Genomic DNA, 13,305 nt, shown 5'->3' on the forward strand with positions numbered 1-13,305 from the left:
AAGAGAAGACTGCCATGAAGTGGCAGTCTTTAAGAACCGATAAATTTAATAACAGTTGCAATGATGAAAAGTGTTGCGAAAAAACCAAATGAGACGATAAATCCTACCCCTGAATCAATAGCGTCATTGCGTTTACTTTGAACGTTTTGTTCAAAATCATTCATTTAGAATCCCTCCCCAACATTCCACTTTAGTATAAAATATTGTCAGAAAAAAATCTACAATTTCCATATGAAGAGAAAACGAGCTTTTTTGTTACTTGTAAATCATGAAGTAATGTGAGTTTTTCGTTTCCAAGCATGTTAACAGTTGGCACTTATACTCAAATTTTTATTGTGAATAATAAAGGGAAGGTGATTACCGCACACCAATAAGAAACCCGGGGCTTATTGCGTGGCGTTTAATATAAATAAAGGGACGGGTTATAAAGCCTGTTCCTTTGTACTTGTAAAACAAAAGCTAGGGCATTAGTATAAATATATATTGCCAAGTTAGGGAGTAGGAAAAAGTATGAGTGATATACATAAAAAAATTAAAAAGAAACAGTTTGCTCCGTTATATTTAATATATGGAACGGAAGCTTTTTTTATAAATGAAACGATAAAGCTTATTACGACAGAAGCACTTGAAGAAGAAGATCGAGAGTTTAATGTTGTGACATACGATTTAGAAGAAGCGTATTTAGAAGATGTGGTTGAGGATGCGCGTACGCTTCCTTTCTTCGGAGAACGGAAAGTACTGTTAATAAAATCACCGCTATTTTTGACTTCGCAAAAAGAAAAGTTAGAGCAAAATATAAAAATTTTAGAAGAATACATTGGTGAACCTTCTCCATTTTCTATTCTTGTTTTTGTTGCGCCTTACGAAAAACTTGATGAGCGAAAAAAAATTACAAAACTATTAAAGAAAACAGCAGATGTAGTAGAAGCGAATGCGATGCAAGTACAGGATGTTCAGAAGTGGATTGTTGCTCGTGCAGATGAAGTGCATGTGCATATTGATAACGCGGCTGTTAGTTTGTTGCTAGAGCTTGTGGGAAGTAATGTAACGATGTTGGCGAAGGAAATGGACAAGTTAACGTTATACGTTGGTATGGGCGGAGAGATTACGACGAAACTTGTTGCAGAGCTTGTGCCAAAATCAGTTGAGCAAAATGTATTTGCTTTGACAGAAAAAGTGGTGAAAAAAGATATTGCAGGTGCAATGCAAATTTTGGATGGATTATTTACGCAGCAGGAAGAGCCGATTAAATTGCTTGCGTTATTAGTGAGTCAATTCCGCTTGTTGTATCAAGTGAAAGAGCTACAGCAACGTGGTTATGGACAAAATCAAATTGCGTCTCATATTGGTGTACATCCGTATCGTGTAAAGTTAGCAATGAATCAAACGAAGTTTTTTTCTTTTGAAGAGTTAAAAAAAGTGATTATAGAATTAGCGGAAGCTGATTATAGTATGAAGACGGGAAAGATGGATAAGAAGCTTGTGCTCGAATTTTTCTTAATGCGATTAAATCATATGTGATGACACAAAAAAGTTCATGCACTTAGTGCATGAACTTTTTTGTATATAAAAAAACGATCCAAATGGATCGTTTTTTAAACGCCTTACGCGTTTACTTGTTTCGCTAAGCGAGATTTTTGACGAGCTGCAGCGTTTTGGTGGATAAGACCTTTACGAGCTGCTTTGTCAAGTTTTTTAGAAGCAGTTTTGAAAGCTTCTTTAGCATTTTCAAGATCGTTATTAGTAACTAAAGCTTCTACAGTTTTAACAGCAGAACGCATGTCAGACTTGATAGAAGCGTTATGTGCACGACGCTCTTCGCTAAGTTTAGCGCGTTTGATAGCAGATTTGATGTTTGCCATACTTTTCACCTCCCTGGTGCAATCGAATGACTCGATTCTTACATAGAACAAGTGATATTCTATCAAACGGTGAAGAGAATTGCAATAGTATATCCATGAAATTTCACGTAAAGGAAAGAATGACCTTATATAACTTTGGGAAATCTAACGATATTTACTATGAATTACGGAGGAGATACGATGAAAGAACCATTAGATTTAAGTAAATATAGCATTAGAACTGACCTTGCTGTAGAAGCTCATCAAATGTTGCAAGAAAGCCAAGAAGAACAAAAAGGGATACAGGGAGTTATTGTAAAAGAGAGAGAAGAAGAAGGTACTATAATTACAAAAGTAACGATTGATGAAGCTGCCTCTGAAGCGATGGGGAAAAAACCTGGAAATTATTTAACACTTGAAGTACAAGGGATACGTCAGCAAGATACAGAACTTCAACAAAAAGTGGAGCGTATTTTTGCAAAAGAATTTTCTTGTTTCTTAGAAGAGGTTGGAGTTACAAAAGAAGCAAGCTGTTTAATTGTAGGTCTTGGGAATTGGAATGTAACACCAGATGCTCTTGGACCGATAGTTGTAGAAAATGTATTAGTAACGAGACATTTGTTTCAATTGCAGCCTGAAAGTGTAGAAGAAGGATTTAGGCCTGTTAGTGCAATTCGGCCGGGGGTAATGGGGATTACAGGAATCGAAACGAGCGATGTTATTTATGGAATTATTGAGAAGACGAACCCGGACTTTGTAATTGCAATTGATGCATTAGCTGCTCGTTCTATTGAACGAGTAAATAGCACGATACAAATTTCTGATACTGGAATCCATCCTGGATCGGGGGTTGGGAATAAACGTAAAGAACTAAGTAAAGACACATTAGGTATCCCTGTTATCGCAATTGGTGTTCCGACTGTGGTCGATGCTGTTTCGATTACGAGTGATACGATTGATTTTATTTTGAAACATTTTGGTCGAGAGATGAAAGAAGGAAATAAACCTTCACGATCTTTGTTACCAGCGGGATTTTCATTTGGAGAAAAGAAAAAATTAACAGAAGAAGATATGCCGGATGAAAAGAGCAGAAATATGTTTTTAGGTGCTGTTGGTACGTTGGAAGAAGAAGAAAAAAGAAGGCTGATTTATGAAGTGCTATCTCCTCTTGGTCATAATTTAATGGTAACCCCAAAAGAAGTAGATACTTTTATTGAGGATATGGCGAATGTAATAGCGAGTGGTTTAAATGCAGCGCTACATCATCAAATTGATCAAGATAATACGGGAGCATATACACATTGAGGGGAACAGATGATTATGGTTTGAGTCGCTTTGCGCTTTTGTGTATATGTAGTGTAGCTTTATGTTTACTTATGATGATAGCAGGAGTGGCACTTGCTAATCATGGTTTGAAAAGTATGAAAGGCTATCAGCAATTGTCATATGAACAAATAGCTCATATGACAGGGACAGAAAGTACAGGTGCTGAATCAGAAATTTTGGGTAGCTCGTTTTCGGCCTCAGAAAAACAACAGCAATTAGAACGTTTAAGAAGTTTTAATGTTGTAGAAGGAATTGGGATGGCGGTAGCAAGTGTAGCTTATGAAATGACGAAGTTCGGGACGGATATAGTTGTTGGGAAAATAAAAGGAATTTTTAGCTAAGAGTAACATGGGAGGCGGTTGTTTTACTGATTTGTAGGACAGCCGTTTTAAAATTTGAAAAGGGTTTGTCTCTTATGGTTTATTCGCATAAGATATAGATAGAATGATTTGTATCGTAAGCAGCACGAGTTTTCATTGAATCTTTGTTGCTCTATTGATATAATCAGTGCTAGTGTATATTGGCGAGACTATTAGGAGTTGAGAACATAGATGAATAAAGAAGAAAGAGCAAAAAGACAGTCCAAAATTCGTAATTTCTCTATTATTGCTCATATTGACCACGGAAAATCAACGTTAGCAGACCGTATTTTAGAGAAAACAAACGCGTTAACACAACGCGAAATGAAAGCTCAGTTGCTTGACTCTATGGATTTAGAGCGTGAGCGTGGTATTACAATCAAATTAAACGCAGTACAATTAAACTATAAAGCAAAAGATGGTGAAGAGTATATTCTTCATTTAATTGATACACCAGGACATGTCGACTTTACGTACGAAGTATCTCGTAGTTTAGCGGCTTGTGAAGGCGCGATTCTTGTAGTAGATGCAGCGCAAGGTATTGAAGCGCAAACGTTAGCAAACGTATACTTAGCGCTTGATAACAATTTAGAAATTTTACCAGTTATTAATAAAATCGACTTACCAAGTGCGGATCCAGAACGTGTACGTCAAGAGGTAGAAGATGTAATTGGTTTAGATGCATCAGAAGCGGTACTTGCTTCTGCGAAAGCTGGAATTGGTATTGAAGAAATTTTAGAACAAATTGTTGAAAAAGTACCAGCTCCGTCGGGTGATTCAGAAGAGCCATTACAATGTATGATTTTCGACTCTTTATATGATCCGTACCGCGGTGTAATTGCTTATATCCGTGTTGTAAATGGAACAGTAAAAGTTGGCGATAAAGTACGTATGATGGCAACGGGTAAAGAATTTGAAGTAACAGAAGTAGGTGTATTTACACCGAAAACTACGCAACGTGACGAGTTAACAGTAGGTGATGTAGGTTTCTTAGCAGCATCGATTAAAAATGTTGGTGACACACGTGTTGGTGATACGATTACACATGCGAAACGTCCAGCTGCAGAGCCGTTAGCAGGTTACCGTAAGTTAAATCCGATGGTATTCTGTGGTCTGTATCCAATTGACTCTGCTCGTTATAACGATTTACGTGATGCATTAGAAAAATTAGAGTTAAACGATTCTGCTCTTGAGTTTGAACCAGAAACATCTCAAGCGCTAGGATTTGGTTTCCGTTGTGGTTTCTTAGGGCTTCTTCACATGGAAATCATTCAAGAACGTATTGAACGTGAATTTAAGATTGACTTAATTACAACAGCGCCAAGCGTTATTTATAAAGTTTATTTAACTAACGGTGAAGATGTTATTGTTGATAACCCATCTAATATGCCAGATCCACAGTCTATCGATCGTGTAGAAGAGCCGTTTGTGAAGGCTTCAATTATGGTTCCGAATGACTATGTTGGAGCTGTAATGGAGATTTGCCAAGGTAAACGTGGAACGTTTATTGATATGCAATATTTAGATGAAACGCGTGTTACATTAACATATGAAATCCCGTTATCAGAAATCGTATATGACTTCTTCGATCAATTGAAATCAAATACGAAAGGGTATGCATCATTTGACTACGAGTTAATTGGCTATAAACCATCTAAACTTGTGAAAATGGATATTCTTTTAAATAATGAACAAGTGGATGCTTTATCATTTATCGTACACCGTGATTCAGCGTATGACCGTGGTAAAGTAATCGTAGAGAAATTAAAAGAATTAATTCCGAGACAACAGTTTGAAGTGCCAATTCAGGCGACTATCGGAAATAAAGTTGTAGCACGTTCTACAATTAAAGCGATGCGTAAAAACGTACTTGCAAAATGTTACGGCGGTGACATTTCTCGTAAGCGTAAACTTCTTGATAAGCAAAAAGAAGGTAAAAAACGTATGAAGTCTGTTGGTTCTGTAGAAGTACCGCAAGAGGCATTTATGGCTGTACTGAAAATGGATGACAACTAATATTTGAAATAAAAAAGAAGTCGTTTGTGCGGCTTCTTTTTTCTGTATAATTACTTTTTAGACATCTGAGCAGCTCTCATTTACAATAATGAGAGAGCTTTTTAGTTCATATAGAGTTAGGAGATTGTTAATGTCCGAAAATATTCGAAAAGATATTCAAGATAAAATACAAAATGGTAATTTTAATTGTGAAAAGGAATTGACGCTTTCTATTATTAGTGGAAAGTGGAAAGTTGTGATACTGTGGCATCTTGGTGTGGAAGGACCACATCGTTTCAGTGAATTACAACGGTTATTCCCAAGCATTTCTCATAAAGTTTTGTCGAACCAATTAAAAGAGTTAATGGAAGATGGAATTGTTGATCGGACAGTATATCCCGAAATTCCTCCTCGCGTTGAGTATTATATGACGGAACTAGGCATGTCACTTTTACCGATCGTTGAAATGATGTATGATTGGGGAAAAATGCGAATGGAACAAATTCGTAATACGTTAGAGAAGTAGAGAACCCTCCGGAGTGCGGAGGTTTTCTTTTTAGAAAGGTAGGAGTTATATTTGGTACAAGCTGCATATATTCATATTCCGTTTTGTCAGCACATTTGTCACTATTGTGATTTTAATAAAGTGTTTATTGAACGCCAACCGGTTGATCAATATTTAGATTATTTAGAGAAGGAAATAATAAATACGGTTCAAAAAGTTCCGTTTGATAGTATAAAAACGATTTTTGTGGGCGGGGGAACTCCGACAGCGTTAAATATGGAACAGACAAAAAAATTACTCGAGATTATTAATCGTCATTTGCGTCCGTTCGCCCCAAATTGTGAATTAACATTTGAAGCGAATCCAGGAGATCTGCCGAAAGAGAAGTTGAATGTACTGCTAGAAGGTGGAGTGAATCGAATTAGTTTTGGTGTGCAAACGTTCCGTGATGAACTGCTTGAGAAAATCGGGCGCAAGCATACGAGGGAAGATGCATTCCTCGCGATTCGAGAAGCGCAGGAAGTAGGATTTAAAAATATTAATGTAGATATTATTTATGCTTTGCCAGGACAGACGATAGAAGATGTAAAAGAAACATTAGATATTGCTTTTACGCTTGGTGTACAACATTTCTCTGCATATTCATTAATTGTGGAACCTAAAACAGTGTTTTATAACTTAATGAACAAAGGGAAATTGCGTCTTCCGGGTGAAGACCATGAAGCGAAAATGTATGAAATAGTAATGGATGAAATGGAGAAACACGGTTATAACCAGTATGAAATTAGTAATTTCTCAAAAGGTGACAATAAAAGTAGACATAATCTCACATACTGGAATAATGAAGAGTATTATGGATTTGGAGCTGGAGCTCATAGTTATGTGAACGGGGAACGTATTCAAAATGTAGGTCCGCTGAAGCAATATTTTAATAAAATTGATGAAACAGGATTTCCGTATTTAGATGTTCACAAAGTGACGGAGAAAGAAAGAATGGAAGAAGAGCTGTTCTTAGGGCTTCGAAAAACAAAAGGTGTTTCTAAAACGGCGTTCCGCAATAAATTTAATGTAGAGATGGATCAAGTTTTCGCGAAGCAGTTACAAAGCAACCAAGAGCAGGGATTGCTTGAAGAGGAAGATGGACATGTGCGTTTAACGCGAAAAGGAAAATTATTAGGGAATGAAGTATTCCAATCATTTTTGATTGACTAATTAAATGTTCCATAGGCGTGAAAAAGTTTCATTATTTCGTGACGTTTCCGTTGACAATTGAATGTCAATTTTGGTAAGTTATTAATAGATTTAGCACTCAAAGACAAAGAGTGCTAACAGAGGTGATGATGAGATGCTTACGGAACGTCAGCTCTTAATTTTACAAACAATTATTGATGACTTTATTGGATCAGCGCAGCCCGTTGGGTCTAGAACGTTGGCTAAAAAAGATGAAATTACATTTAGTTCAGCTACTATTCGAAATGAAATGGCGGACTTAGAAGAATTAGGTTTTATTGAAAAAACGCACAGTTCTTCTGGACGTGTTCCTTCTGAGAAAGGCTACCGATTTTATGTAGACCATCTTTTAGCACCGCAAAACTTACCGAACGCTGAAATTGTACAAATTAAAGATTTATTTGCTGAAAGAATTTTTGAAGCGGAAAAAATTGCACAACAATCTGCTCAAATTTTATCAGAACTTACGAATTATACGGCCATTGTTCTTGGACCGAAGTTAAGTACAAATAAACTTAAAAATGTACAAATTGTGCCGCTTGATCGTCAAACTGCTGTCGCTATTATTGTAACCGATACAGGGCATGTACAAAGTAAAACGATTACCGTTCCGGAATCTGTTGATTTATCAGATTTAGAAAAAATGGTTAATATTTTAAATGAAAAGCTATCTGGCGTACCGATGGAAGAACTTCATAATAAAATCTTTAAGGAGATTGTTACAGTTTTACGTGGGTATGTTCATAATTACGATAGTGCAATAAAAATGTTGGATGGTACATTTCAAGTTCCGTTATCGGAAAAGATATACTTTGGAGGAAAAGCAAATATGCTTTCACAGCCAGAGTTCCATGACATTCAAAAGGTTAGATCTTTACTTACCATGATTGATAATGAAGCCGAATTTTATGACATTTTGCGTCATAAACAAGTCGGGATTCAAGTGAAAATTGGTAGGGAAAACTCTTCGACGGCTATGGAGGATTGTAGTTTAATTTCTGCAACATATTCGATCGGCGAAGAGCAACTTGGAACAATTGCTATTTTAGGTCCTACGAGAATGCAATATTCTCGTGTAATTAGTTTGTTACAGTTATTTACGAGACAATTTACTGATGGACTTAAAAAGTAAATGAGAGTAATACATTCGCTCAAGTGATGAAATTTTCATTGCTGTGTGTAATATATAATGCTTAGGTAATCATGCTATGCATGATACCTAATACCTTTTAAGGAGGTGAATATTGTGGAAGAGCGTAACGAACAAGTGGTAGAAGAAGTAAAAGAAGCGCAAGTTGAAGAAGCTGTCACACCAGAAAACAGTGAAGAAACTGTAGAAGAAAAAAGTGAGGCTGCTCTTTTACAAGAAAAAGTAGATGAGCTACAAGCGAAACTAACGGAAACGGAAGGTCGCACATTACGTCTACAAGCTGATTTTGAAAATTATAAGCGCCGTGTCCAAATGGATAAACAGGCTGCTGAAAAATATAGAGCACAAAGTCTAGTTTCAGACATCTTGCCAGCTCTTGATAATTTTGAAAGAGCAATGCAAGTGGAAGCGACTGATGAGCAAACGAAATCCTTGTTACAAGGTATGGAAATGGTGCATCGTCAATTGTTAGAAGCGCTGACTAAAGAAGGTGTGGAAGTGATTGAAGCTGTTGGTAAACAGTTTGATCCTAATGAACACCAAGCTATTATGCAAGTGGAAGATAGTGAATTTGAATCAAACGCGGTTGTGGAAGAATTCCAAAAAGGTTATAAACTAAAAGACCGTGTGATTCGCCCATCAATGGTAAAAGTAAATCAATAATTTACATAAAACTAGGAGGATTCGCCATGAGTAAAATTATCGGTATTGACTTAGGTACAACAAACTCTTGTGTAGCTGTTATGGAAGGGGGAGAACCAAAGGTTATCCCAAATCCAGAAGGAAACCGTACAACACCTTCTGTTGTAGCTTTCAAAAATGAAGAACGTCAAGTTGGGGAAGTTGCAAAGCGCCAAGCAATTACAAACCCAAATACAATCATGTCTGTTAAACGTCATATGGGTACAGACTACAAAGTAGAAGTTGAAGGTAAAGATTATACACCTCAAGAAATTTCTGCAATCATTTTACAAAACTTAAAAGCTTCTGCTGAAGCATACTTAGGTGAAACAGTAACGAAAGCTGTTATTACAGTACCTGCATACTTCAACGATGCAGAGCGTCAAGCAACGAAAGATGCTGGTCGTATTGCTGGTTTAGAAGTTGAGCGTATCATTAATGAGCCAACAGCAGCAGCACTTGCTTACGGTTTAGAAAAACAAGACGAAGAACAAAAAATCTTAGTATATGACTTAGGTGGCGGTACATTTGACGTATCTATCCTTGAGTTAGCAGACGGCACATTCGAAGTTATTTCAACTGCTGGTGACAACCGTCTTGGTGGCGATGACTTTGACCAAGTTATCATCGATCACTTAGTAGCTGAGTTCAAAAAAGAAAATAACATTGATTTAAGCCAAGATAAAATGGCGCTTCAACGCTTGAAAGATGCAGCTGAAAAAGCGAAAAAAGATCTTTCTGGTGTAACACAAACTCAAATTTCATTACCATTCATTAGTGCTGGAGCTGCTGGTCCATTACACTTAGAATTAACGTTAACAAGAGCGAAATTCGAAGAGCTTTCAGCAGGTCTTGTTGAAAGAACATTAGAGCCAACTCGTCGTGCATTAAAAGACGCTGGTTTTGCTCCAAGCGAATTAGATAAAGTTATTCTTGTTGGTGGATCTACTCGTATCCCAGCTGTACAAGAAGCTATTAAACGTGAAACTGGTAAAGAGCCATATAAAGGTGTAAACCCTGATGAAGTTGTAGCATTAGGTGCTGCAGTTCAAGGTGGCGTACTTACTGGTGATGTAGAAGGCGTTCTATTATTAGACGTAACTCCACTTTCTTTAGGTATTGAAACTATGGGTGGCGTGTTCACGAAATTAATCGAGCGTAACACTACAATTCCAACAAGTAAGTCACAAGTATTCTCGACAGCTGCTGATAATCAACCAGCAGTAGACATTCACGTATTACAAGGTGAGCGTCCAATGTCGGCTGACAACAAAACGTTAGGTCGTTTCCAATTAACTGACCTTCCACCAGCACCACGTGGTATTCCACAAATCGAAGTAACATTCGATATTGATGCGAACGGTATCGTTAACGTACGTGCGAAAGACTTAGGAACAAGCAAAGAGCAAGCTATTACAATCCAATCTTCTTCAGGTCTTTCTGATGAAGAAGTAGAACGTATGGTACAAGAAGCGGAAGCAAATGCTGACGCTGACCAAAAACGTAAGGAAGAAGTTGAACTTCGTAACGAAGCTGACCAACTTGTATTCCAAACAGACAAAGTTGTAAAAGATTTAGAAGGTAAAGTAGATGCAGCTGAAGTTGCAAAAGCAACAGAAGCGAAAGAAGCATTACAAGCTGCAATTGAGAAAAACGAGCTTGAAGAAATTCGTGCGAAAAAAGATGCTTTACAAGAAATCGTACAACAATTAACTGTTAAATTATACGAGCAGGCTCAAGCAGCTGCTGGTCAAGCAGAAGGTGCGCAAGGTGCACAAGATGCTGGCGCAAAGAAAGACAATGTAGTTGACGCTGAGTTTGAAGAAGTAAAAGAAGACAAGTAATTCAATTGTAAACATAATAAGTAAGATGACAAAAAGTCAAAGTCAAGCGTGCCTTGACTTTGGCTTTTTTCACGAATGAGAAGCGATGTGTGAGGATCTTAAGTTTTTCGCTTTGCATACTGTAAGTGAGGAAACTTTGTTGCAAAGCACTTTCTTTCGGTGTTAAAATTACGTTTATGTGAAAGATTCGGGGGTTGTAAATTTATGAGTAAACGAGACTATTATGAGGTCCTTGGACTTAGCAAGGGCGCTTCAACAGATGAAATTAAAAAAGCGTATCGTCGTTTGGCTAAAAAATACCATCCAGACGTAAGCAAAGAAGAAAATGCAATTGAAAAGTTTAAAGAAGTACAAGAAGCATACGAAGTGTTAAGTGATGATCAAAAGCGTGCACAGTACGATCAATTTGGTCATGCTGGTGCAAATCAAGGATTCGGTGGATTTGGCGGCGGAGGAGACTTCGGCGGTGGCTTCGGTTTTGAAGATATATTTAGTTCTTTCTTTGGCGGTGGCGGCGGCAGACGTCGTGATCCAAATGCTCCGCGCCAAGGTGCTGACTTACAATATCAAGTCACTTTAGATTTTGAAGAAGCTATTTTTGGTAAGGAATTAAATGTGGAAATTCCAGTAGAAGATCCATGTGATACTTGTAAAGGTAGTGGAGCAAAACCAGGAACTTCAAAAGAAACATGTAAACATTGTTCAGGCTCTGGTCAAGTGAGTGTAGAACAAAACACACCGTTTGGTCGTATCGTAAATCGTCAAGCTTGTGGTCATTGTTCAGGAACTGGACAAATTATTAAAGAAAAATGTACAACATGTCACGGTTCAGGTAAAGTTCGTAAACGTAAAAAAATCAATGTTAAAATTCCAGCGGGTATCGATAATGGTCAACAAATTCGTGTGTCTGGAAAAGGTGAAGCCGGCGTAAATGGCGGACCAGCAGGAGACTTATATGTTGTCGTTCATGTAAGAAATCATGAATTCTTCGAGCGTGAAGGAGATCACATTATTTGCGAAATGCCATTAACATTTGCGCAAATGGCGCTTGGTGATGAAGTGGAAGTTCCTACTGTTCATGGTAAAGTGAAGCTGAAAATTCCAGCAGGAACACAAACTGGAACAGAATTCCGCTTAAAAGGAAAAGGTGCTCCGAACGTACGTGGATACGGCCAAGGAGATCAATATGTAGTCGTTCGTGTTGTTGTACCGACGAAATTGACTTCGCAGCAAAAAGATTTATTACGTGAATTTGCAGGACAAGAAGAGCAGGATGATAGTTTATTCGGAAAGCTTAAACGTGCTTTCAAAGGGGAATAATGGAAATAAAAAATGGAGTTGGTAAATTGTGAAATGGTCAGAAATTAGTATTCATACAACAGAAGAAGCAGTAGAAGCTGTCTCTCATATTTTACATGAAGCTGGTGCTAGTGGAGTTGCGATTGAGGATCCAGCGGAGTTAACGAAAGAGCGCGAGCAACAATATGGTGAAATTTATGCATTGAACCCAGATGAATATCCGGCGGAAGGTGTATTAATAAAAGCGTATTTCCCGCAAACGGATTCTTTACATGAAACGATTGCAGGTGTAAAATCATCTATTGATGTGCTTCCATCTTACGACATCGAAATTGGTACTGGAAATATTACCGTTAACGAAGTCAATGAAGAAGATTGGGCTACTGCTTGGAAAAAATATTACCATCCAGTACAAATTTCTGATACATTCACAATCGTACCGACTTGGGAAGAATATACACCATCTTCTCCTGATGAAAAAATCATTGAATTAGACCCGGGTATGGCGTTTGGTACAGGAACTCATCCAACAACAACGATGTGTATCCGTGCTTTAGAAAAAACAGTACAGCCAGGTGACACTATTATTGATGTAGGAACAGGTTCTGGTGTACTTAGTATTGCGGCTGCAAAATTAGGTGCGTCTTCTGTTCAAGCATATGATTTAGATCCGGTTGCGGTTGAAAGTGCAGAAATGAATGTACGTTTAAATAAAACAGATGATATCGTGTCTGTTGGACAAAATAGTCTTTTAGAAGGCATTGAAGGTCCTGTTGATTTAATCGTAGCTAACTTATTAGCAGAAATTATTCTATTATTCCCTGAAGATGCAGCAAGAGTTGTGAAGTCAGGTGGATTATTTATTACATCGGGTATTATTGCTGCGAAGGAAAAAGTAATTTCTGAGGCGTTAGAACAAGCTGGATTTACAATTGAAGAAGTGTTACGAATGGAAGATTGGGTAGCAATTATTGCACGAAATGCGTAATATAGATTTTAGTCTATAATGAAAAGGGGAGTCTCTCACTATAAGGTGAGAGACTTGCCGTTTGTTATATGAAAAATGATAACGTTT

Annotated in this window: 13 protein-coding genes; 11 read left to right on the top strand and 2 right to left on the bottom strand. The window is 37.5% G+C overall.

Annotated elements, in window-relative coordinates; all coding sequences use genetic code 11:
- Positions 1 to 29: 29 nt before the first annotated feature.
- Positions 30 to 164, bottom strand: a complete 135-nt coding sequence (locus tag ES895_RS02330; RefSeq protein WP_000997609.1) for a YqzM family protein — start codon at positions 162 to 164, stop codon at positions 30 to 32.
- A 346-nt stretch (positions 165 to 510) separates the two neighbouring features.
- Between ES895_RS02330 and holA the strand changes: the two genes are divergently transcribed.
- Entirely contained in the window at positions 511 to 1,521 is a 1,011-nt protein-coding gene (gene holA, locus ES895_RS02335) for a DNA polymerase III subunit delta (RefSeq protein WP_001279908.1), read from the top strand.
- Positions 1,522 to 1,604: 83 nt separating this feature from the next.
- Here the strand turns inward: holA and rpsT are convergent, their stop codons facing one another.
- Positions 1,605 to 1,862, bottom strand: coding sequence for a 30S ribosomal protein S20 (gene rpsT, locus ES895_RS02340; RefSeq protein WP_001274011.1), 258 nt, complete (start codon positions 1,860 to 1,862; stop codon positions 1,605 to 1,607).
- Positions 1,863 to 2,042: 180 nt separating this feature from the next.
- On the opposite strand from rpsT, the gene gpr reads away from it, so the two are divergent.
- The 10 genes from gpr to prmA all read left to right on the top strand — a co-directional run bounded on the left by gpr (position 2,043) and on the right by prmA (position 13,218).
- Positions 2,043 to 3,146 (top strand): GPR endopeptidase, encoded by a 1,104-nt coding sequence (gpr, locus tag ES895_RS02345; protein ID WP_000662616.1) that lies wholly within the window; start codon positions 2,043 to 2,045, stop codon positions 3,144 to 3,146.
- Positions 3,143 to 3,508, top strand: coding sequence for a YqxA family protein (locus ES895_RS02350; RefSeq protein WP_001215034.1), 366 nt, complete (start codon positions 3,143 to 3,145; stop codon positions 3,506 to 3,508). Before gpr ends, ES895_RS02350 begins: the two co-directional genes overlap by 4 nt.
- Before the next feature lie 210 nt (positions 3,509 to 3,718).
- Positions 3,719 to 5,542: an elongation factor 4 gene (gene lepA, locus ES895_RS02355; protein ID WP_001030951.1), complete on the top strand. Its 1,824-nt coding sequence runs from the start codon at positions 3,719 to 3,721 to the stop codon at positions 5,540 to 5,542.
- Positions 5,543 to 5,672: 130 nt separating this feature from the next.
- The gene (locus ES895_RS02360; protein ID WP_001293539.1) at positions 5,673 to 6,047 is read left to right on the top strand and encodes a winged helix-turn-helix transcriptional regulator; all 375 of its coding nucleotides are present in this window, start codon (positions 5,673 to 5,675) and stop codon (positions 6,045 to 6,047) included.
- 51 nt (positions 6,048 to 6,098) lie between these two features.
- On the top strand, positions 6,099 to 7,238 hold the full coding sequence (gene hemW / locus ES895_RS02365; protein ID WP_000249427.1) for a radical SAM family heme chaperone HemW: 1,140 nt from the start codon (positions 6,099 to 6,101) through the stop codon (positions 7,236 to 7,238).
- 133 nt (positions 7,239 to 7,371) lie between these two features.
- The gene (gene hrcA / locus ES895_RS02370; protein WP_000954941.1) at positions 7,372 to 8,388 is read left to right on the top strand and encodes a heat-inducible transcriptional repressor HrcA; all 1,017 of its coding nucleotides are present in this window, start codon (positions 7,372 to 7,374) and stop codon (positions 8,386 to 8,388) included.
- A gap of 114 nt (positions 8,389 to 8,502) precedes the next feature.
- Complete coding sequence (grpE, locus tag ES895_RS02375; protein WP_000392711.1) at positions 8,503 to 9,069, top strand: nucleotide exchange factor GrpE; 567 nt, start codon at positions 8,503 to 8,505, stop codon at positions 9,067 to 9,069.
- 26 nt (positions 9,070 to 9,095) lie between these two features.
- Positions 9,096 to 10,931 (top strand): chaperone protein DnaK, encoded by a 1,836-nt coding sequence (gene dnaK / locus ES895_RS02380; RefSeq protein ID WP_000034700.1) that lies wholly within the window; start codon positions 9,096 to 9,098, stop codon positions 10,929 to 10,931.
- A 204-nt stretch (positions 10,932 to 11,135) separates the two neighbouring features.
- Positions 11,136 to 12,251 carry a chaperone protein DnaJ gene (gene dnaJ, locus ES895_RS02385; RefSeq protein WP_000043947.1) on the top strand — a complete coding sequence of 372 codons (1,116 nt, stop codon included), beginning with the start codon at positions 11,136 to 11,138 and terminating at the stop codon, positions 12,249 to 12,251.
- A 28-nt stretch (positions 12,252 to 12,279) separates the two neighbouring features.
- Positions 12,280 to 13,218: a 50S ribosomal protein L11 methyltransferase gene (gene prmA / locus ES895_RS02390; RefSeq protein ID WP_000872103.1), complete on the top strand. Its 939-nt coding sequence runs from the start codon at positions 12,280 to 12,282 to the stop codon at positions 13,216 to 13,218.
- Positions 13,219 to 13,305 lie beyond the last annotated feature (87 nt).

It is taken from the genome of Bacillus sp. 007/AIA-02/001 (assembly GCF_004634455.1).
GTDB lineage: Bacteria > Bacillota > Bacilli > Bacillales > Bacillaceae_G > Bacillus_A > Bacillus_A cereus.